Source organism: Methylomonas sp. 11b (genome assembly GCF_000515215.1).
Lineage (GTDB): Bacteria > Pseudomonadota > Gammaproteobacteria > Methylococcales > Methylomonadaceae > Methylomonas.
Genome location: NZ_KI911557.1, coordinates 148813 through 168956, shown reverse-complemented (window position 1 = coordinate 168956; position 20144 = coordinate 148813). Strand labels below are relative to the sequence as shown.

The 20144-nt window shown below is 52.8% G+C and carries 18 protein-coding genes; 15 read left to right on the top strand and 3 right to left on the bottom strand.

What is annotated here, in order from left to right; genetic code table 11:
- Positions 1-5: 5 nt before the first annotated feature.
- Complete coding sequence (locus tag METH11B_RS0100795) at positions 6-2630, bottom strand: TrlF family AAA-like ATPase (protein WP_036276540.1); 2625 nt, start codon at positions 2628-2630, stop codon at positions 6-8.
- A gap of 343 nt (positions 2631-2973) precedes the next feature.
- Here METH11B_RS0100795 and METH11B_RS0100790 point away from each other — a divergent pair, with 343 nt between their 5' ends.
- The 5 genes from METH11B_RS0100790 to METH11B_RS0100770 are packed head-to-tail and all read left to right on the top strand — an operon-like array spanning position 2974 to position 10423.
- The gene (locus METH11B_RS0100790; RefSeq protein WP_026600330.1) at positions 2974-3639 is read left to right on the top strand and encodes a response regulator transcription factor; all 666 of its coding nucleotides are present in this window, start codon (positions 2974-2976) and stop codon (positions 3637-3639) included.
- The gene (locus METH11B_RS0100785) at positions 3636-4961 is read left to right on the top strand and encodes an ATP-binding protein (protein WP_026600329.1); all 1326 of its coding nucleotides are present in this window, start codon (positions 3636-3638) and stop codon (positions 4959-4961) included. Before METH11B_RS0100790 ends, METH11B_RS0100785 begins: the two co-directional genes overlap by 4 nt.
- Positions 4958-6280: a TolC family protein gene (locus METH11B_RS0100780; RefSeq protein ID WP_026600328.1), complete on the top strand. Its 1323-nt coding sequence runs from the start codon at positions 4958-4960 to the stop codon at positions 6278-6280. The genes METH11B_RS0100785 and METH11B_RS0100780 overlap by 4 nt, the downstream gene beginning before the upstream one ends.
- A gap of 34 nt (positions 6281-6314) precedes the next feature.
- Positions 6315-7361, top strand: coding sequence for an efflux RND transporter periplasmic adaptor subunit (locus METH11B_RS0100775; protein WP_026600327.1), 1047 nt, complete (start codon positions 6315-6317; stop codon positions 7359-7361).
- Positions 7358-10423: an efflux RND transporter permease subunit gene (locus METH11B_RS0100770; RefSeq protein ID WP_231499559.1), complete on the top strand. Its 3066-nt coding sequence runs from the start codon at positions 7358-7360 to the stop codon at positions 10421-10423. The genes METH11B_RS0100775 and METH11B_RS0100770 overlap by 4 nt, the downstream gene beginning before the upstream one ends.
- A gap of 244 nt (positions 10424-10667) precedes the next feature.
- Here METH11B_RS0100770 and recD2 read toward each other — a convergent pair whose 3' ends face one another.
- Together recD2 and yfbR are read right to left on the bottom strand one after the other, a co-directional pair.
- Positions 10668-12866 carry an SF1B family DNA helicase RecD2 gene (gene recD2 / locus METH11B_RS0100765; protein ID WP_026600325.1) on the bottom strand — a complete coding sequence of 733 codons (2199 nt, stop codon included), beginning with the start codon at positions 12864-12866 and terminating at the stop codon, positions 10668-10670.
- 16 nt (positions 12867-12882) lie between these two features.
- On the bottom strand, positions 12883-13485 hold the full coding sequence (gene yfbR, locus METH11B_RS0100760) for a 5'-deoxynucleotidase (RefSeq protein ID WP_036275519.1): 603 nt from the start codon (positions 13483-13485) through the stop codon (positions 12883-12885).
- A gap of 219 nt (positions 13486-13704) precedes the next feature.
- Between yfbR and METH11B_RS29655 the strand changes: the two genes are divergently transcribed.
- From METH11B_RS29655 to METH11B_RS0100705, 10 genes are all read left to right on the top strand, one after another.
- Positions 13705-13938, top strand: coding sequence for a DUF6794 domain-containing protein (locus METH11B_RS29655; protein WP_231499558.1), 234 nt, complete (start codon positions 13705-13707; stop codon positions 13936-13938).
- 24 nt (positions 13939-13962) lie between these two features.
- Complete coding sequence (locus METH11B_RS28230) at positions 13963-14844, top strand: DNA/RNA non-specific endonuclease (RefSeq protein ID WP_155931047.1); 882 nt, start codon at positions 13963-13965, stop codon at positions 14842-14844.
- A gap of 145 nt (positions 14845-14989) precedes the next feature.
- Complete coding sequence (locus METH11B_RS30065) at positions 14990-15259, top strand: helix-turn-helix domain-containing protein (RefSeq protein ID WP_026600320.1); 270 nt, start codon at positions 14990-14992, stop codon at positions 15257-15259.
- Positions 15256-15474, top strand: a complete 219-nt coding sequence (locus METH11B_RS0100735) for a hypothetical protein (protein ID WP_026600319.1) — start codon at positions 15256-15258, stop codon at positions 15472-15474. Before METH11B_RS30065 ends, METH11B_RS0100735 begins: the two co-directional genes overlap by 4 nt.
- A 379-nt stretch (positions 15475-15853) precedes the next feature.
- Positions 15854-16333 carry a hypothetical protein gene (locus METH11B_RS0100730; protein ID WP_231499557.1) on the top strand — a complete coding sequence of 160 codons (480 nt, stop codon included), beginning with the start codon at positions 15854-15856 and terminating at the stop codon, positions 16331-16333.
- Between the two features lie 50 nt (positions 16334-16383).
- The gene (locus METH11B_RS0100725; protein ID WP_026600317.1) at positions 16384-16692 is read left to right on the top strand and encodes an integration host factor subunit beta; all 309 of its coding nucleotides are present in this window, start codon (positions 16384-16386) and stop codon (positions 16690-16692) included.
- Between the two features lie 201 nt (positions 16693-16893).
- On the top strand, positions 16894-17175 hold the full coding sequence (gene traL / locus METH11B_RS0100720; RefSeq protein WP_026600316.1) for a type IV conjugative transfer system protein TraL: 282 nt from the start codon (positions 16894-16896) through the stop codon (positions 17173-17175).
- Positions 17172-17783, top strand: a complete 612-nt coding sequence (locus METH11B_RS0100715; RefSeq protein WP_026600315.1) for a TraE/TraK family type IV conjugative transfer system protein — start codon at positions 17172-17174, stop codon at positions 17781-17783. The genes traL and METH11B_RS0100715 overlap by 4 nt, the downstream gene beginning before the upstream one ends.
- Positions 17780-18757 (top strand): TraK domain-containing protein, encoded by a 978-nt coding sequence (locus tag METH11B_RS0100710; RefSeq protein WP_026600314.1) that lies wholly within the window; start codon positions 17780-17782, stop codon positions 18755-18757. Before METH11B_RS0100715 ends, METH11B_RS0100710 begins: the two co-directional genes overlap by 4 nt.
- Positions 18757-20136, top strand: coding sequence for a TraB/VirB10 family protein (locus METH11B_RS0100705; protein WP_026600313.1), 1380 nt, complete (start codon positions 18757-18759; stop codon positions 20134-20136). Before METH11B_RS0100710 ends, METH11B_RS0100705 begins: the two co-directional genes overlap by 1 nt.
- Positions 20137-20144 lie beyond the last annotated feature (8 nt).

Sequence of the window (20144 nt, the reverse complement as noted above, 5' to 3'; positions counted from 1 at the left end):
ATCGCTTACAAGAGAACTATACCGCGCGTACCCGGTGACAGCTTGCGGATGTCGACTCCATCGTAGTCGATTCCATAGCGTATCTGAATATGGTCGGTGCTGAATAGCCACTGGGCAAAGCTTTTCGACCATTTGCGGAACTCTGCCTGGTCCGCTCGCGCTACAGGGGAATGGTCTAATAGGTCTTTCTGGTAAAGCTGCCGAAATTTCGCCATTGCCGCGACCACCCCAGTAGAATCCCCTGTTTCCCAAGCAGCTTTCAGCACCTCATTTGCCTTTTGCTGAAGTGTTCCTTTTCCCCGGAAGGCCCCCAGCTTTCTTAGGTCAATAAGACCTTCCTCTGCCGCCCCTGCCCATAGTTCCACATCTGCAATTCGTGCGACGGAGAACGAAAGCTTCTTTAGTGTCCCTGACGACGACGCCAGTCTCTTCATTAAAGGTGAGTAGAGCTCCTCCAGTACCGATTGCTCAGCGATGAGCGCTTCAAATGCCCTGCCATAGGCTGCCTCACGGTCAGTCTGCAATCCGAGGGCGCGGTCTCTTGCACCTTTGGCATCTTCCAACTTGTCAGTTAGTGTTTGCAGTGCCGCTGACTCCGTCGCAATGTTCTTAGATAGAGCTGCGTAGCGGCGTTGTGCCTCCTTATCGGCGTTGACCAACTTCTCTAGCCGCTCCATCTCAGCTAATAATATTGCCTGCGTAAGCTTACTGAGATCAGTGTCGTCTGGGAAATACGGAGCATTGGGATCGCCAAGTGGCGGCACTGTTCCCTTGAGTTTGCTAATCTCGCTATCGACCCACTTCACGTATCCTGTGAGATTTTCATCGACCGGCCCGGAATAGTCCAACAAAAAGGCAGCCCAATCCTGTTCGGAAATGCCGCTATGGGTATGGCGCGACTGTGCTTGCCGCAGAGCCTCAGGAGCCTGATTACGACGCATGTCATTTACTTCATCCTGCATAGCGAGAAAAACCTGCCGTTGATTCGTGAACCGACGGAGGTTTGCCTGAATCTCATGAGTGACACCAGCTAATTCCGTATGTCGTTGGGCTCTCTTCTCGCTCCCTTTCGACACCAGTTTAGCGCGATCGGATGTATAGGCATCGACCAGTTTCTTCTTCTTCGCCACCTCCGCCTCGTAGCTAGCGACGAGCTTCTCCTTCTCCAGTTCCGTGCTGATGCGGTCTGAAATCTGGGAAACTGCCTCGGCTTCTCTAGCGCGTGCTAAGCGATGCCGTGATGCGCGTTGTTCCAGTAGTTCAGAAAATTCCAACGCACCGTCTCGGGCATCATCGGGATGCGCCTCGAAGATTACACGTTCGATCTCGCCAAGAAGACCGTCTGCCAGCCCGTTTGAAGAGCAGAGCTCTTCGACAAACTGCTGCGATAGATACCGTACGCGTTCATAACTAAGTGGGCCGTTGGCATCAGAGCCATCGAGTGCTCGCGTTTCAGGATCTCCCGCAGCCCAACTTACCTTGACCTTTGCGTCACCGACTAATGGTCTCGCCCGTGCAAGAAACGATGGATTTGCCCACTCTCCAGCCCTCCATGCCTCGTACGGAATAGAGTCGCAACCTGCCGCGATCATATCCGCCAGCGCTGTTTTGCCAGAACCACGAGCCCCGATAATTGCTACGAGCCCAGGATTGAGAGGTATGCTTGGCGTCGTCATCCAGGGTGCATCAAGAATATCTATCCCGGAGATCACCTGAGAGGGTGTTGCAGACGTCGGCGGTTCAGAGCCAATATGTGCCCGATCCGCTGGATCGATACATGCTTGCCTCAGTGAGTCGAACTCAAGTCCGCCCTTGATCCAGGAGAAACGATCTCCGAACGGCGAGGCAACACTTGCTAGGTCATGGGCATCGCTTCCATGAAGACAAGGCTTGAGTCCACCGTACACCCCGCGAACGTCAGCAGCAGACATCGAAGGCTTTTTCCCAAGCCAGAATTCCCTCTGTGTCTCGCTGCTAGCTAATATTACATGAGCAAACCCTTCGATCTCTCGTCGAAGTACCTGGTCAGCCGCCTCTCTGATGCCGGATGTTCCATCGGTCGAACCGCCAGCCACGCCGATTAGGATGTTTTTCTTGGCCCAACTGTACTCCGTGAACACTTCCCGAAGCTGTTGGAACCTGACCTTGAATTGGCTGGCACCGTAGGTAAGCGCCGCTCCATCGTTGGTAATATTCGGGTCTGCTCTCTTGCCCAACCTGATCAGATCGTCGCGTGTGCAGTCGAACCTATCCTGCATCACGTTGAAATGCAGGCGTGATAGCAGCCGTTGTAGCTCATCAATGTGCTGTGGATCTTCAGGACTCACGAACAGGTGTAAGTTGACGAAACCGCCTTTTGAGGTCGCGGCATCAAGCCTCACTTCCACATTGGGGAAGATGAGTCCCATATTAGGGAGTCTCCCCGCCGCCTTGTGTCGCAGGACTTCTTGGTAGGTGTCGGTGACATAATAGTCGGTGACGGCAATCGCCTCGATGATCGGGGTCGCCTGTTCAAGCGCCGTGAGATAGTCGTCCCATGCATTCGGCCCGCTAAATTGATTGTTCATGACGGTGCCGGGCGCATGGATATGTGGTTCCCACCTGCGCCATTCCGATCCGCGATTCAGCATAAGCCCCCTTGGACATTTTCCTTTCTGTATATCATTTGGTAGAGTTAGTTATGTCTAGTAATGATCCAAATGCCGCCATTGAATCACGTCAGGCGATAGACCGCAAAGGGTCGGGTCTTGACCGTCCACTCTTTAGATTCATCGCCGGAAAGCTGACATTGAATTGCGATTCCCGAAAGCTGCCGTTCGTCACTGTACCCAACCGACCCCAAGCCGCCATTGATCAACTCCAATAACGAACGACCGCTATAGATACCTTCCCGAACATTCGAAGCGCCTTAACTATTACTTAAATCTTGATCATTTACACTGTTGTCCAGATGAAGAAACTTTAAAGGTCAACATGCGATTGTTATTAGCGGAAGACGATCCGATGATCGGCCAGTCGATCCGGGATGGATTGCAGCTGGATGGCTTCGTGGTCGATTGGGTACAAGACGGGGAGCAAGCCAAACAAGCCCTATCACATGCGGCGAGCGAGTACGCTTTATTGTTGCTCGACTTAGGGCTTCCACGCCTATCGGGCCAAGAGCTACTGGTCGAACTTCGTAAATCCGGCAACGCCATCCCGGTGTTAATCCTAACAGCACGCGATGGGCTAAGTGATCGAGTCGCCGGTCTTAATAACGGCGCCGACGATTATCTAGTCAAACCGTTTGCCTTGGAAGAGCTCGTTGCCCGTATTCATGCGCTGGTACGCAGAAGTGCTGGACGCGGCACTTCAGACATTGAATACGGCGCCTTGCGCATTAACCCGCTGAGTCACGAGGCCTGGTTACGCGAAACCTTAGTTGACTTATCCGCCCGCGAGTTCGCATTGCTACATGCTTTGATGGAACAGCCGGGTGCTGTACTGTCTCGTCCGCAATTGGAAGAGCGCCTCTATGGATGGGGCCAGGAAGTGGCGAGTAATGCGGTCGATGTCCACCTGCACAATCTGCGCCGCAAACTCGGTGTCGACATTATTTTTAATGTCCGTGGCGTCGGTTTTAAAGTGGTGAAGCCATGACTACTTCTATTCGCAACCGGCTAACCCTTTGGTTAATACCCGTCTTGCTGGTTGCCGGTATCACGTTTGCCGTGCCGACTTGGCTGAACGTTCACGAAGAAATTGACGAACTATTCGACAAGGTGTTGCGTGAAGCAGCTTATTCCTTGTCCCATTCAAACAGCTTGCAAGATGTTAAACCCAACACAAACAGCTCTGGTTTAAACAGCGATGGGATTGACCTAGTCAGTCAGACCCGTGGCCCGGATGGTCGAATTCTGTTTCGATCCCATTCGTTTTCGCCATTACCGCAAGGCGGAAAACTGGGATACGACACGCTTAACTGGCAGAACCAAGACTGGCGAGTATTTAATTTAAAAACCGATAGTGGATTTGTCCAGGTCGCTCAAACGACGCAAGAACGCCGTGAAACCGCCAACGAAGTTGCCTTGCATGTATTGACGCCGTTACTGATTTTACTGCCGGGATTAGCTTTATGGGTTGGCTGGGCGATTGGTCGCGGTTTAGCGCCATTGGCTCAAGTCGCTGAAGCGGTGGCGTGTCGCAATCCTCATTCATTAGTTCCGATTCCGAATAAGGGCTTACCGGAAGAAGTTAGCATCTTAGTCAGCGCAATAAACACGCTGCTGAGTCAATTGGATCAGGCACTGGCGGCACAGCGCCAGTTTACTGCCGATGCGGCGCACGAACTGCGCAGTCCGCTCACTGCACTGTCCTTGCAGGCACAACTGGCCGAGCGTGCCACTGAACCCGCTCAGCGTGATCTAGCTATGCAAACCTTACGGCAAGGTATAGCCCGTGCCAGTCATCTGGTTCAGCAATTGCTGATTTTGGCTCGCCTCGATCCGGAGGCTGGCGATTATCCGCTCACCCCGCTATTTTTGGATGATTTGGCGCGGAACGTGGTAGCCGATTTTGCCCCGCAAGCCGCCCATCGCCACATCGATCTCGGCCTGTCGCGCGCGGATCATGTCAGGGTTGCCTGTACCGAAGAGGCGCTGCGCATTCTGCTCGGCAATCTGCTCGATAACGCCATCCGCTATTCACCAGCAGATGCACGGATTGACGTCAGTGTCACCTCCGAAGCCACTGCGATTCGTCTGGAAGTCAACGACACCGGCCCAGGCATTGCCTTGGATGAGCGGGCTCGCGTGTTCGACCGATTCTACCGCGTATTGAATAGCGCTGAATCCGGCAGTGGTCTTGGCTTATCCATTGTGCGGCGAATAGCCGAGCAGCATCAGGCTGATATTAGGCTGGTCGATGGGGATGGCGGCATTGGCCTCAAGGTGATTGTGACATTCCCGGAGGCGAGCGCATGACGCCTTTTGCTTCCAGTCGTTTTCCAATAACGATTCTCGCTTTGTCGTTGACGGCCTGTACTCCACAAGGCATGGATTTGAATGACGTTGCCGACGATCTGGAGCGACGTACCGGTCAGCATTTTGCCGAAACCGGTGCCGACGAAACCGCATGGCCCGCCAATATCGCTTTAAATGACGGCTTATCCGATGACGAGTTGATCAGTTTGGCGCTATGGAACAATGCGGCCTTTCGCGCGACCTTGGCGGATTTAGGCCTGTCTCGCGCCGATCTTGTGCAAGCTGGGATGCTGCCCAACCCCACTTTTTCGATGTTGGTACCTTGGGGGGCAAAACCTTTGGAACTGACGATACGCTATCCGTTGGAAATTTTCTGGTTGCGCCCGCAACGGGTCGAGTTGGCTAAATTGGATGTTGAACAAACCGCGCAACGCCTGGTGCAGACTGGATTGGACTTGATTCGCGACGTCAGATTGGCGCATGCCGAGCTAACGTTAGCCAAAGAACGCCTGCAACTGGCTCAAGCCGCTGTAAGCCTGAGTCACAATATCGCCGAACTCACACAAGCTAGGTTGCGCGCTGGCGACGCCAGCGAGCTGGAAGTCACCAATGCTCAAGTCGATGCCCTGCAAGCCCAGGAACAACACAGCCGCCTGCAACACGATTGCGAGATAGCGAATGAGCGTTTACGGCATCTGGTCGGCCTGAGTCTGGAACAGTGGCCCAATGCCATCAGTACGGAAGCCTTAGCTAATGGCGAAAAATTTGAGTCGGAAAAACTGGTCGCGGAGGCGTTACTGGCTCGCCCCGATCTACGTGCCGCAGAAATTAATGTAGAAGCCGCTGGCGAACGTATCGGCTTGGCGCGCGCCGAGGTATTTAATTTCACCGCCAGCCTCAACGCCAAGCAAGTGAACGGGCCCTTATTGGCAGGACCAGGCTTAGACGTGACATTGCCTATCGTTAATCAAAACCAAGGTGGTATCGCGCAAGCGCAGGCCCGTTTTGATAAAGCTGCAAGGCAATATGTCGCCACCCGACAACGGATTGCCTTGGATGTCAGAGAAGCCCATGCCCGATTGCAACAGGCCAGTGAAAGCCTGAAACAGTGGCAACAGACTATCCTGCCGCCGCTGCAAACTGCCATACAGGATGCTGAAAACGCCTATGCGGCCGGTAATGTCACCTACCTCTTCGTGCTCGAAACCCAACGCCGTTGGCTGGACGCGCAATTGAAAACCGCGCAAGCCGCCGCTGATTTACGCCGCGCCCGCGCAGAACTGGAACGCAGCGTCGGCCAGCATCTGAAGCCCGCTTAATTCACTAATTATTAGACTCCACGGTTGGGCCTCTATGAAACCCGCGTATCCAAACCACACGCCATTGACGTATCGGCTTCTGCTATCAGCCTTACTACTATTAGCCAGCAACCTATCGGCCGCCGAATCCACATCGCCGCCGCCTGCCAAAATCGAGCATCCCGTTAAGGAAAGTGATCTGACCAAAGTTGTCTTGACAGCTGAAGCAGCCAACCGGCTCGGCATCGTCACCACAAAGGTTGTAAAGCGACCACTAACGCGAACGCGCTTGTTCGGCGGCGAGATCACACTGCCGGCGCTGAATGCTTCAGCAAACAGTAACAGCCAATCGGTTTATACCATCCTGCCATCGCTGGCACCGGCAGAGCTCGTGCGTTTGGCGCAATCGCAAATCGACGCCGACGGTCAGGTGGAGCAGGCCAAGGTGCAAGTGCAAGCCGCGCAGATAGCCTTGAATCGCACCGAACAGATGCGCCGCGACAAGGTGGGCACCGAACGCTCGGTCGATGATGCACGAATACAGCTAGGCTTGGCCGAGGCCAATCTGAAAACCGCGCACGAACGCCGCGATTTGCTTGGTCCCGCGCTGTTAGACGTCAACAACCGCAGCACGTTTTGGGTGCGGGTGCCTGTCTATGTTGATGATTTATCGGGATTGAACACCGCCGCCCAAGCCCGTGTTGGCGGGCTAAAAGATTCGCCTGAAAATGTCTCTCGTCCTGCCGTGCCGGTTGCAGCGCCGCCTTCCGCCAATCCGGTGGCCGCCACGGTCGATCTGTTCTACGCAGTGAAAAATTCGGATGCCGCATTCCGCCCCGGTCAGCGGGTCGGTGTTTCAATCCCGTTGCGTACGGATGACGAAAATCTCGTCGTACCCTGGTCGGCGATTGTGCATGACGTAAGTGGTGGCAGCTGGATATATGAAGTGTTGGAAACCAATAGGTATATGCGCCGACGGGTACAGGTACTGCAGGTGGTTGACGATCAAGCCGCCATAACGGGCGACATCGTGGCGGGTATCGAAGTGGTTACTTCCGGTGTGGCCGAATTGTTCGGCACCGAATTTGGAGTCGGCAAATGATGCGCTGGTTGATTACTGTTGCCTTACGCCAACGTCTATTAGTGTTGGCCTTGGCTGTGGTACTGGTGATATTGGGTGTGCAAGCCGCCCGGCAAATGCCGTTGGACGTGTTCCCGGAATTCGCGCCGCCGCTGGTGGAAATACAGACTGAAGCACCCGGATTGTCCACAGAGGAAGTGGAGAGCCTGATCACCGTGCCCTTGGAAAACGCGGTCAACGGCACGGCCTGGCTAAAAACCCTACGTTCCAAGTCGGTGTTGGGTCTGTCGTCAGTGGTCTGTATCTTTCAGGAGGGCTCGGATTTGATGCGGGCCAGACAGTTGGTGCAGGAGCGCGTCGCCACCATCACACCACGCCTGCCGGCCGTGGCTCGCGCACCGGTGATGTTATCGCCGTTATCGTCCACCAGTCGGGCGCTGAAGATTGGCGTTTCATCGAAAAAACTATCGCAGATGGAATTGTCCGAATTGGCTTTGTGGACCATTCGCCCACGCTTGATGGCGGTGCCGGGTGTGGCCAACGTAGCCATTTGGGGGCAACGTGATCGGCAGTTACAGGTACTGGTTGATCCTGATCGCCTGGCCGCCAACGGCGTGACGCTGGATGCGGTGGTGCGTGCGGCGGGCGATGCGGCCACCGTATCGGCTGGGGGTTTTGTCGATCTACCCAATCAACGCCTGCCGGTGACACATGTGTCTTCGCTGCAAACACCGGACGATATGGCCCGCACCGTGGTGCAGTTCACTGGCGGTGCGCCATTGCGCTTGGGCGATGTGACTGAAATCGTTGAAAGTCACCCGCCGCCGATTGGCGATGCGGTGATCAACGATGGGCCGGGTTTGCTCCTGATCGTCGAAAAACAACCCTGGGGCAATACCTTGGATGTGACTCGCAAGGTCGAAGCGACCTTGGCGGCTTTGCAACCCGGTCTCCACGAGGTCGACATCGATCCGACTATCTTTCGTCCGGCAACCTTCATTGAACGTTCGTTAGATAATTTAAGTGATGCACTGATATTGGGTTGCATTCTAGTCGCGGTCATTCTGATCGTCTTTTTGTTCGAGTGGCGAACCGCCGTGATCAGCCTGTCGGCGATTCCGCTGTCGCTGCTAACGGCTGCGGTGGTGCTTTATTTGCGCGGCGGCACGCTTAACACCATGGTACTGGCCGGCCTGGTGATTGCGGTTGGTGAAGTGGTGGATGACGCCATTATCGACGTCGAAAACATCATGCGCAGGTTGCGGTTGAACCGAGAGGCAGTTCATCCGCTGTCAACTTTCCGGGTGGTCTTGAAGGCCTCGCTGGAAGTGCGTAGCGCGGTGGTGTTTGCCAGTTTGATCGTCGCGCTGGTGTTCGTGCCGGTGTTTTTCCTGGACGGCTTGGCCGGCACCTTTTTTAGGCCACTGGCGTTTTCCTATTTGTTGGCGATTCTGGCTTCGCTGCTGGTGGCGCTGACCGTGACGCCGGCCTTGTGCCTGATGCTATTACCGAATGCCAAGCCACGCCAAAGCGAAGCGCCGCTGACGCAGGTTTTAAAACGGCATTATCGGCAGCTCTTGCCGGCTATCGTCAGCCGTCCGCAATGGGCGACGGGTTTCCTGATGGTGGCTTTTATATCGACAGCCATCGCTTTACCGCGACTCGGTGAATCGTTTCTGCCCAACTTCAAGGAAACCGATTTTTTGATGCACTGGGTCGAAAAGCCTGGCACATCGCTGGAAGCCATGCGCCGCATTACGATACAGGTCAGCAAGGAACTAAGGGCGATTCCCGGTGTACGCAATTTCGGTTCGCACATTGGCCGAGCTGAAGTCGCCGACGAAGTGGTGGGCCCGAACTTTACCGAGCTATGGATTAGTTTAGATACGGCGGTCGAATACGACAGTACCGTGGCGAAAATCCAGGCCGTCGTCGAAGGTTATCCGGGTCTGTACCGCGATGTGTTGACCTATCTGCGCGAACGGATCAAGGAAGTGCTGACCGGCGCCAGTGCGACCGTGGTGGTGCGCTTGTACGGACCTGACTTGGATGTGCTACGAGATAAGGCGTCCGAAGTCAGTAGAGCTATCAATGATGTGCCCGGCATCGCCAACCTCAAGGTGGAGCCGCAAATATTGGTACCGCAGATACAGATACGGCTTAAGCCTGACGTGGCGGCCAACTTTGGTTTGACAGCCGGTCAAGTGCGCCGGGCCGCAGCCACACTAATCAAAGGTAGTAAGGTTGGCGAAATTTACCGTGACCAAAAAGTCATCGACGTGACGGTTTGGGGTGCTGAGCGGGTCCGTCATGATCTCGCTGCACTCAGACAACTCACTATCGATACGCCATCCGGGGCACGCGTGCCGTTGGGCGATGTGGCGGACATCTACATTGCACCCACGTCGAACGAAATCAAACGAGAAAACGCCTCGCGCCGAATCGACGTTACCTGCAATGTCAGTGGCAACGATTTAGGTGGCGTGGCGAGAGAAATTGAAAGGCGCGTGAAAAACCTGACGTTTGCGCAAGGCTATCACCCGGAATTTCTGGGCGAATACGCAGCACGACAAGCGTCCAGCGAACGGCTGGCGTGGTTGAGCTTGGCTTCATTGCTGGGCATCCTGGTGTTACTGCATGTCGATTTTCGCTCGCTGCGCTTGGTGCTTTTAGTGGCGTTAACCTTGCCGTTTGCGTTGATCGGCGGCGTTGTGGGAGCGTTTTTAAGTGGCGGGGTACTGTCGCTCGGCTCGCTGGTCGGTTTCATCACCGTACTGGGTATTGCTGCCCGAAACGGCATCATGCTGTTAAGCCACTATCGACATCTGGAACAACAAGAAGGCCAGGTATTTGGAGCAGGATTGGCGATGCGTGGCGCCGAAGAACGTCTGGCACCGATACTAATGACCGCTGCCTGTGCCGGTCTGGCCCTGTTACCGCTAATCCTCAAAGGCAACGTGCCCGGCCACGAAATCGAATACCCCATGGCGGTAGTGATACTCGGTGGCTTGATTACCTCGACGTTGTTGAATCTGTTTTTAATGCCTTCCCTGTATTGCAGGTATGGCAACGCTACAGCATAAAAATTAAAGGAAGTTACAGGATTTTCAGTGTCAGAAAACGGGTGACGTGCGGACCTCCAAAGAAGGGAGTTTAAAGAGTTGTTAGTGACTGGTTTTGGCCGTTGTTATTCTGTGAAAATGTAAGTTTGCTCGCCTAATACCTGACATTCAGCTGATTCAACGAATACATGAACTCTTGAAGTTGGAAAGTATGGCCGACAGCCCTGTAATTGACTTCATTCAAGACAGTTTTAGCTAATAGACGTCATGGATTTTTATTCAGTCTAGCCGCCAGATGAGTAATTCTGCGCTGTGATTTTTGATTTTTCACAGCCATCGCCAGCGCTTTGGGCTGGGCAATCACGACGACTAATTGTTTGCCACGCGTGACGCCGGTATACAGCAGATTGCGTTCCAGCAGCATAAAATGCTGCATGGCCATTGGAATCACCACCACCGGATATTCCGAGCCTTGCGATTTGTGCACGCTGGTTGCATATGCCAGCGTAATTTCGTCCAAATCGCTGAATTCGTAGTCGACCTCCCGATCGTCGAATAAGATCTTGACCTGGCTTTCTTCAAGATCGATGGCTTTGATCACTCCAATGTCGCCGTTGAAGACTTCCTTGTCGTAGTTGTTGATCCGCTGAATCACCTTATCACCCGGCGCATAGGTATTGCCGAAACGGGTAATCTTGGGTTCGCTGTGTCCGTTTAACCGCGCTTGCAATTCGACGTTCAACGACCGCGCTCCCAGGCCACCGCGATTCATAGGCGTCAGAATCTGCACGTCGTTGACCGGATGAAATTTAAAACGCTGCGGAATCCGTTCGAGGACGACGTGCATCAATTTTGCGAAAATCTCCTCAGGTGTTTCGGCGTAGAGGCAATAAAAGTCGCTGAGGCTTTCAGTTTTATCCACCACAGGTATTTGCCCGTGGTTAATCCGGTGCGCATTCGTGATGATTTTTGAGGTACTGGCTTGGCGGAATATCTCTGTCAGACGCACGGTGGCAATTTGACCGGAATCGATGATGTCGGCCAGCACCGATCCGGGGCCGACGGAGGGTAATTGATCAACATCACCAACAATTAAAACCGCAGCCTCCGTCGGTATGGCTTTTAGCAACTGATTCATCAACACCACGTCCATCATCGACGACTCATCGATCACCAAGCAATCGAGGTCTAGCGGGTTTTCGTCGTTATGCTTGAAGGCAAACTGAGTCGGATCGAACTCCAGTAGACGATGAACGGTTTTCGCTTCCATGCCAGTCGATTCAGTTAAACGTTTTGCCGCTCGACCCGTCGGGGCGCACAAACCGATTCGCACCCGTTTCGCTTTGAGAATCTTGAGCAGACTGTTGACCAGCGTGGTTTTACCGACACCGGGGCCGCCAGTGATCACCGAGACTTTATGCTGGAGTACCAGCCGAACTGCTGCAGCTTGCGACTGCGACAAGGTCATGCCAGTTTGCCCTTCAACCCAAGGAATGGCTTTATCCGCGTCAATCACACCCCATGTCGCATCACCTTGATTTAATCGGTTCAGATGGACGGCACAACCTATTTCAGCACGGTGTAAAGGCGTCAGAAAAATGAATTCGTCGCTGCCGTCGATTTCGGCGATCAAATTGCCTTCGGTTAATTCTGCCGCGATCGCTTGATCGATAATCGGCAATGGAATTTCCAGTAGCTTCGCCGCCATTTCGCACAGATTGCTGCGAATCGCAGCGCAGTGGCCTTCGCCGGACCATTCCTGCAAGACATGCCGGACACCCGCTTGCGCTCGCAGCAGGGATTGCGGGCCGATGCCTAGCTTCTGGGCCAGCGTGTCAGCCGTCTTAAAGCCGATGCCGTGAATATCCAGTGCCAGGCGATAGGGATTTTCGCGCACTTTCTCGATGGCCTGATCACCGTAGGTTTTGTAAATGCGCACCGAACGCGAGGTACCGACGCCATGGGATTGCAGAAAAACCATGATCTCCCGAATCACTTTCTGTTCAGCCCAGGCACTGGTCACACGCTCCTGGCGTTTCTTACCAATTCCTGGTAATTCCAACAGACGCTCGGGTGTTTGCTCAATCACATCGAACACCAGCTCACCGAAGGCTTTGACCAGTTTCTTGGCAAAATGGGGACCGATACCTTTGACCATCCCTGAACCCAGGTATTTTTCGATACCGTCCAACGTGGTCGGGGGCACGATTTTTAACGAGATGGTTTTGAATTGTTGGCCATGTTGGCGATCATTAACCCAGCAACCCAGGCATTCGATGTATTCACCCGCTGTGACACTGGCGGCCGAGCCGATCACCGTAATCAATTCCCGATAACCTTTGACCTTGACCCGCAACACGCAAAATCCCGAGGCCTCGCTATGAAACGTCACGCGTTCGATAGAGCCGTGCAGTATTTCAACTGGGTTGTCGGCAGAATGTGACGGGCTGGGTTGGAAATCCATACTCAATAAGCTATCTCTAGCGTTTTTTCATCAAGTCATCGAGCGTCAGTCCGCAGTTGGGCGCGAAGGACAGCATAAAAAATCTGACCTCAGGCTGATCCATTGCTTCAATATCCCGTTCGAGTTGTTCGGCAGCTATTTCAAATTCAGCATTGCCGGCTTTCAATTCGGCCTGGCATTTCAGGTAGGCGGATATCTTGTCAGCTGCTTTGATGATTTTCTGATGGGCTTCAGACATTTGCTGGTGATCGATCAAAACCCGGAAATCGGGTTGTAATGCTTCAGGCAGAAGATTCAATAACTCTTGTTCCGCTTGCTGCTCGATTTGCTTGTAGGCACCGAGAATTGCTGATGAATGGTATTTGATGGGTGTGGGCATATCACCGGTAATGACTTCAGTGATGTCATGGTAAAGGGCTGCGGTTGCCACGGCATTGGCATCGACTTGACCTTCAAAATAGCGATTTTTGATGAGCGCCAAGGTATGGGCAATGACAGCCACTTCCCAGCTGTGCTCCATGACATTTTCTTCATGGGCGTTGCGTTTTAGTCCCCAGCGTTTAATCCATCTTAAGCGCGAAAGGTAAGCATAAAAATTAGAACTAATCGATGATGACATGGGGTTCAGAAGTCCTTGGTTTGTTCAAAGCAGATTAAAACACTGCAGCGCAATAGCCTTAATCTTACTGCCGCTGAATCGTTATCCCCAAATTCTGTGGATAACATTGTTTAAAATATAGGGTTAGTTCATCTAACCCGCTGTTCTACTTAAAGGCTTATCAAATTGGGCAATAATTGGTCATCAATACACCGTGACGTTTTACATCCACCAGTTACTGTGGCGGAAGCTGTCGCTCGGTTGTTACTGGTTCTGGAAAAGAAGGACCAGCTGACAATAGCGGCAATGGAACCGAACAACCTGATAGACCTGCATTTCGGGCTTGGACTGGCGATTCGAAATGCCTACGACCTCCATAATCCGGATAATCCGTTACTACTTGAATGTGCCACGTCCCATCCTGATGACGCTGCACTTTTCATCATTCATGCTCTGTGGCAACGGCTACAGTAAACAACCACTTTACGGATCAACAGATTGCCTGCGTTACGCCTTACCTTTGGATTTTTTATCGTTCTATGCTGGAGCGGTGCGCATGCTCACCCCGGTAAGGTTAATACCGAAGGTTGCCATACCCATCGAAAGACGAGTGAATACCACTGCCATCAAGATCGCATCAAGGCAAAATTGGAACCGGTCGTGCCACCCAGTCAAACAGCGCAGCCTCTTGCTCAAGTGCAAGCCAGTATGGAGTCGAAAGAGCTTTTTAAGCTTGATTACGAAGGATTCACCCTTTGGATTGATTGCAAAGAACGAGCCGCTATCCGATTTCGCTATACCGCCCAGCGAGACAATGGCAATGTAAAGCGCTACGATCATTTCGAGTTGGGGCCAGGTGCACCAGCAGCGTGCCAACAGTTCAGTAGCCAGGCCTACGGCAATGGCTATGACCGTGGTCACCAAGTGCCCGCAAATCATCTTGATGACTCGGTCAATGCGATCCATCAATCGAACTATATGGCGAACATCTTGCCTCAAACCTCGCAGATGAATCGAGGTGCCTGGTTGCTTACGGAGGAAATCATCGAGTGTTACCGAGATATTGATGATCTCTTAGTCCTAGGCGGCATAATCTGGGGTCAGGATACCAGCAACGATATTTTTGCTTCCAGTCATGGCGTACGCACCCCCGACTACTTTTACAAAGTGATCGTACGGGGCACTGGCGCCGATGAACGGGCAATTGCCTGGGTAGTGCCGAATTCCACTGAGGCCACGAAACGCAATCTGGATTACTTTCTGGTATCGATTGACGAACTGGAAAAACTTACTGGGGACCAATTTCCAGTTGCGGATTATGCAAAACATGACAAGCCAGCCACCAGCTGGTTAATTCCATACGGCTGTAACAAAAGTTAATCCTGGCATAGAGTGACCAGCTAGGCTACTAGTCATGAGCACTCAGTGAATTGCCATTGATAAGCAACCCTTGCCATAAGTTTTCCTTCGCTTTATCATTATAAAAATTCATCGAGATCGATTAATTATTCACTCAATATGGCATATGATCACCTGTCGACTGTCAACGATCCTTGGATCCAAACGCCTTAAAGTCGCCGATGTTTGTCACGCAACAGGCATCGCGCGGGCGACGGTAGATCGCTATTACTACGATCAGGTAAAAAGCTTTGATCGCGAGGTCCTTGCCAAATTGTGTCGCTATTTGCAGGTAAAGCCGGGGGATCTACTGGTATTGGTCGACCAACAAGATCTATTTGAATCGTGGGAACAGCCCATTCAGCCCAGCGAACCGAAAATCAAGGGAGGCGTATGATTGAGCGCGAGGTGAAGGTTTTGCTTGATGCCAATGCGGTGAAGCAAGTCCAAGTTCATTATGCCGTGATGGCACAAGGTTACATGGTGGTCATCAACGGACAACCATTGGAAACGACCAAACGTGAAACCAAGGAATTTAAAACCTTGGACGCGGCAGCCAAACAATTATTCAAACTGGGGATTGCGGATTTTTCAGTCAAGCTAAAAACCTGAACTGGCTGAATAAACCGACATACCAATTTTTTGCTTCAAGGAATTCGAAGTGGGCGTAATCAGAAACTGCATTTTTGGCAAACAATGCGATAAAAAATGGGCCGAGTTGACTCAAACAGACAATCAGGACGTTCGCTATTGTTCAGCCTGTGAACAGAATGTTTACTTGTGCCAGGACGAATACACTTTAGCCGAGGCGATCCAAGCGAATCGTTGTGTTGCCGTTGATATTGATGAAAACGTGCGGCTATTAGGTGAGCCATTACCTCTCCCTTATTACTAGACTCATGCCTCTCTCTGCCTCATGAACATAAACGAAATGGGATATTTGAAATTATGCGTGGGTGAACGCTTTGATCATGACATGCCCGCGGAAGGCATGAGCATAATCCTAGCGAATGGCACGCCTTTGCTGACGTTTAATTTTTCGGCGTCCTCTCGAGAAATCCAAGCCTTTCTGAATGGGAATTCTTCGTTTGCGTTATTCGCAAAAGCCGAACTCATTTTGTTTTTATTCAAAATCGAGGGTTTTCTGGATTGGTCAGATTTGGCGTTTACCATTCATCTAGCCGGTGATGAGACGATTGATGAGGGTGGTGCTTATTTGCCCATTAATCTGGTATTGGTGGATCCCGACACCAAAATTGTCAAAGGTCTACGCATAGTGACGGTTTCACCGGATTTCAGGTCAAGATTGGCCGAATTGATTCGAACACAAGCCTCAGAGCCGTTTGATACCATGGCGTATTATCGTGCCATTGGCAGTCTTTACGAAACATACCCCGCGGCAAGCGATTTACTTAAACAAGCCGTGATTATTGAACAAGGTGGCAAGACACTACCCGCAAGCCATGGCTAGCGACATTCATGGACACAACGACTCATTTATAACCCCGACCCGGTAAGAGAATGACGAAATCCCAACTCATCGAAAACATCAGCCTTAGATTGCCTCATCTACTGCAACGTGACGTTGAAATGGCCATTAACATCACCATCGATGCGATGACCCACCATTTGGCCCAAGGTGAACGCATTGAGATTCGTGGATTTGGTGGGTTCTCGTTTATTCAGCGAGCCGCGCGGATAGGGCGTAACCCTAAGACAGGCGAACAAGTGAGTTTGCCCATTCGGCATTCCACTCACTTCAAACCAGGACTGGATTTACGTGAGCGTGTTGAACAGTCGAGAACCGCGATTCCCATCACGGATGATTAGACATAACACCTTCTGTGATATCTAAAAGCAATCATGGTGATTTGCAGTTAAAGGCATATTACCCAGTGACTTAGATTGCTTTCGCCCCGTTTTTTTAAAAAAAATCTTCACTCGTACAATAAAAGTCGTATTTGACTTTTATTGTACGCAACTCGCCCTTAATCCTCCTCACAATAATGACCATCCCAACCGGAGGTCATTATGGAACCCGTTGCCATCCCCCAATCGATCGACGATCCGATCCACATTTTATTGTGGAGTGCGGACGAGATCGTACCCTTCATGGTGAGCATGCTGACCGGCATGTTGATCGATCAGTTCATTCCTGGCTTAGCGCTCGGGTTGATTGCAGTCAAATTTTACCGGCGTTTCCGCGATAATCGGCCTGACGGCTACACATTGCATGCGCTGTATTGGTTGGGTTTGTTGCCCAGTCGCGCTAAGACCATCCCCAATCCTTACATCCGCCGGTTCCTGCCATGAGATGGTCGGATTTTCTGCAAACCTGGGATGGGCACGAGACCGAGAATCGGTTTAGCCGCGTCATCATTATTGCCTTGCTGGTGATTTGCGTGATTACTTCGCTAGCCGCCTGGCGCACCGAACGCAGCATCATTCTGGTGCCACCGAGCTTGACGCAGGAGGTCGAAGTCACCCGCAGTCAGGCGTCCAGTGAGTTCAAAGAGTCCTGGGGCTTGTTCCTGGCTGAATTGCTCGGTAATACCACCCCGGCCAATGCCGACTTTCTGAAAACCGCGGTCGAGCCGTTATTGGCGCCGGATATTTACCGCAGTGTCCTGGATGCCATGAGTGATCAAATCAAGGCCATCAAAATGGATCGGGTCGCGATCAGTTTCACCCCGCGTCACGTTGATTACGAAGCCGAGACCAACAAGGTTTTTGTCAGCGGCGAACTGAAAAGCCAGGGCCCCAGTTCCAAACCGGACGTTAAGCTCCGTACCTACGAATTCATCATCGACATCAAAAATTATCGGCCCCGGCTGGAATACATCGACGTGTATCCAGATTCCCCCAGAACCCTGGCCCGTTTGAAAGCCACCCAAGGCCAACCCCAAGAGGCTAAACCATGAAACCAGTACTGTGTTCTTGGCTGTTACTCACCATTGCCGGTCCGGCGTGGGCCAACGATGAGTTACCGGTGACGGTGTTACCACCGGTCACTACCGTGGCCGAAGAGTCATCCTCATCGCCATCACAGCCGGTTGCCTCGTCGCAGCCAGACTTAGGCATCGAGTTACCACCGGTCGATGCCAGCATATTGAAAGCCGCCAAACAACAAGCGGCAGCGTCAAACTCAGTTTCAGCCACTTCCATCGGTCCACAGCACATTGCTGTTAAACCCGGCATCAACGAACTGATGCCGATTGCCGTCGGCCATTTGAATCGGCTGGTCACGCCGTTCGAACATCCAGTGGTCACGACCACCAGCCAGGCGACTACTAGCACCAAAGGCAAAATCGTCTATGTCGCCACCGCCGACGAAACACCGGTGACGTTATACATTACCCCTGGCGACAACCAGGACATCGCGCTATCACTGACTTTGATCCCCAAACGCATTCCGGCGAGGGAAATCCATCTCGATTTGGATAAGGACAGTTACCAATTGCTAAACCAATGGCAGCGCTCGGATGCCGGTGATCGAAATTCTGGCCAAAAGGAACAAGCCTACATTAGCCAGCTGAAAACCTTGTTTCGGGATTTGGGTTTGCAAAAGACCCCAGCCGGTTATTCACTCCGCGAACCGAAGCCGCAGGAACAGATTCACTGCCTGCAGGACCGCGTGCAGATCAAAACCGGCCAAGTTCTGGAAGGCCAGGACAGGCTGATTCTGGTGGGACTAGCCACAAATACTGGCGGCGGCATGCTCGAGTTCGACGAACGCAGTTGCGCTACCACCCAACAGGACGTGCTGGCCATTTCAGTTTGGCCCAACGTGGTGTTGAAGCCGCAGGAAGCCACCGAGCTGTATGTCGTTGTCCGACAAGTGCCTGAGGCGTCAGTCAGTTTGCGTCCCTCATTATTGAACGGAGGGCAACGGTAATGGCGGTCGTCGAGTCCTGGTGGACACGATTGAGTCCGGCTGCCAAACGCAATCTGGCCGTCGGCAGCATTGGTACCGTGCTGTTGGCCGTCATCATCGCGTTAGCCACTGTCACCCCGGACGTCAGTAAACCGTTGAGTAAACAGGCGACCATCCAACACATCCTGACCGATAGCGATCCACGTTCACTAGGCATCGACGGCATTTCTTCGCAATTACGCGATCTTCTGCAGAAAAATGACGAGCAAGCCCGCCGGCTGGCAGCGATCGAAGAACAACAAAAGCGAGAACAGCTATCCGACGAAATCCGCTTCAAACAATGGACCACCGCCGAACGCGAAGCCTATGAAGCCAAACTTCAAGCCGTCACCGGTGAAGTCGAGTCGTTGAAGAACAAAGCGTCCACACCGTCAACGACCGGCACCCCAGGCGACATCAACCAACCACTACTGGATCAGCCGGCACCCGGAAGACCATCAAACCGTCGCCTGAGCAACGCGCCGTTCGATAACAGCCAAGACGATCTCAACCGCGTCTTTGAGCAAGCGGCCATTCCTGGACCGACACCGGGCAATACCGGCGTCTCGGGAGGTCGAGCAAATAGCCCTGCGCCGGCGGCAATGCAGATTCGCGTCATCCAGGAAAGCGCTGAGCAGTCCAATGGTAAAGACAAAGACGCAGCCCCTAGCGAGGGTCGAGGCCGCTCGAACCGTGATCACGTCAGCAGCGATGTCTTCATCCCCGCCGGCAGTATTTTGACCGGCGTTTTATTAAACGGTCTGGATGCGCCAACCGGCAAGAAGGCCAAGAAAGAACCGATGCCGGTGCTGTTCCGGATCAAGAAGGAAGCCATCTTGCCCAATCGTTTCCATGCCGATGTGCGCGAGTGCTTTCTGCTGGCCGCGGGCTTCGGCGACCTAAGTGCCGAGCGCGCCTACTTTCGCGGCGAGACCTTTTCCTGTGTCCGTCAGGACGGTGGCGTGATCGAAGTGCCGATGAATGCTTATGCCACTGGCGAAGATGGCAAAAACGGGGTGCGTGGCCGGGTGGTCTCCAAACAGGGTGCGTTACTCGCCCAGTCAATGATGGCCGGTTTCCTGCGCGGCTTTTCCGATGCCTTCGGTCGTAACCAGATTCCGGTGTTGATGACCGGCGGCATCGGTGCGCTATCCGGTACCACACCGTTCCAAAATGCCTTTTCCTCGCAGTCGATGGAAGGCGGTGCGCTGAAAGGCGCGGGCTACGCGATGGAACGTCTGTCGCATTTTTACATGGACATGGCCGAGGAGATTTACCCGGTCATCGAAGTCGATGCCACCCGCCAGGTCAACTTCATCGTGCAAAAAGGCACGGCATTAAAGCTGAAGTCACCGAGCTGATTCATTAA

Coding starts and splice junctions, on each gene's coding strand:
- METH11B_RS0100725 (WP_026600317.1), top strand. CDS start 16,384: ATGACGAAATCCCAACTCATCGAAAACATCAGCCTTAGATTGCCTCAT.
- traL (WP_026600316.1), top strand. CDS start 16,894: ATGGAACCCGTTGCCATCCCCCAATCGATCGACGATCCGATCCACATT.
- METH11B_RS0100730 (WP_231499557.1), top strand. CDS start 15,854: ATGAGCATAATCCTAGCGAATGGCACGCCTTTGCTGACGTTTAATTTT.
- METH11B_RS0100705 (WP_026600313.1), top strand. CDS start 18,757: ATGGCGGTCGTCGAGTCCTGGTGGACACGATTGAGTCCGGCTGCCAAA.
- METH11B_RS0100795 (WP_036276540.1), bottom strand. CDS start 2,630: ATGCTGAATCGCGGATCGGAATGGCGCAGGTGGGAACCACATATCCAT.
- METH11B_RS0100775 (WP_026600327.1), top strand. CDS start 6,315: ATGAAACCCGCGTATCCAAACCACACGCCATTGACGTATCGGCTTCTG.
- METH11B_RS0100715 (WP_026600315.1), top strand. CDS start 17,172: ATGAGATGGTCGGATTTTCTGCAAACCTGGGATGGGCACGAGACCGAG.
- METH11B_RS0100735 (WP_026600319.1), top strand. CDS start 15,256: ATGATTGAGCGCGAGGTGAAGGTTTTGCTTGATGCCAATGCGGTGAAG.
- yfbR (WP_036275519.1), bottom strand. CDS start 13,485: ATGTCATCATCGATTAGTTCTAATTTTTATGCTTACCTTTCGCGCTTA.
- METH11B_RS0100790 (WP_026600330.1), top strand. CDS start 2,974: ATGCGATTGTTATTAGCGGAAGACGATCCGATGATCGGCCAGTCGATC.
- recD2 (WP_026600325.1), bottom strand. CDS start 12,866: ATGGATTTCCAACCCAGCCCGTCACATTCTGCCGACAACCCAGTTGAA.
- METH11B_RS0100780 (WP_026600328.1), top strand. CDS start 4,958: ATGACGCCTTTTGCTTCCAGTCGTTTTCCAATAACGATTCTCGCTTTG.
- METH11B_RS30065 (WP_026600320.1), top strand. CDS start 14,990: ATGATCACCTGTCGACTGTCAACGATCCTTGGATCCAAACGCCTTAAA.
- METH11B_RS0100710 (WP_026600314.1), top strand. CDS start 17,780: ATGAAACCAGTACTGTGTTCTTGGCTGTTACTCACCATTGCCGGTCCG.
- METH11B_RS0100770 (WP_231499559.1), top strand. CDS start 7,358: ATGATGCGCTGGTTGATTACTGTTGCCTTACGCCAACGTCTATTAGTG.
- METH11B_RS0100785 (WP_026600329.1), top strand. CDS start 3,636: ATGACTACTTCTATTCGCAACCGGCTAACCCTTTGGTTAATACCCGTC.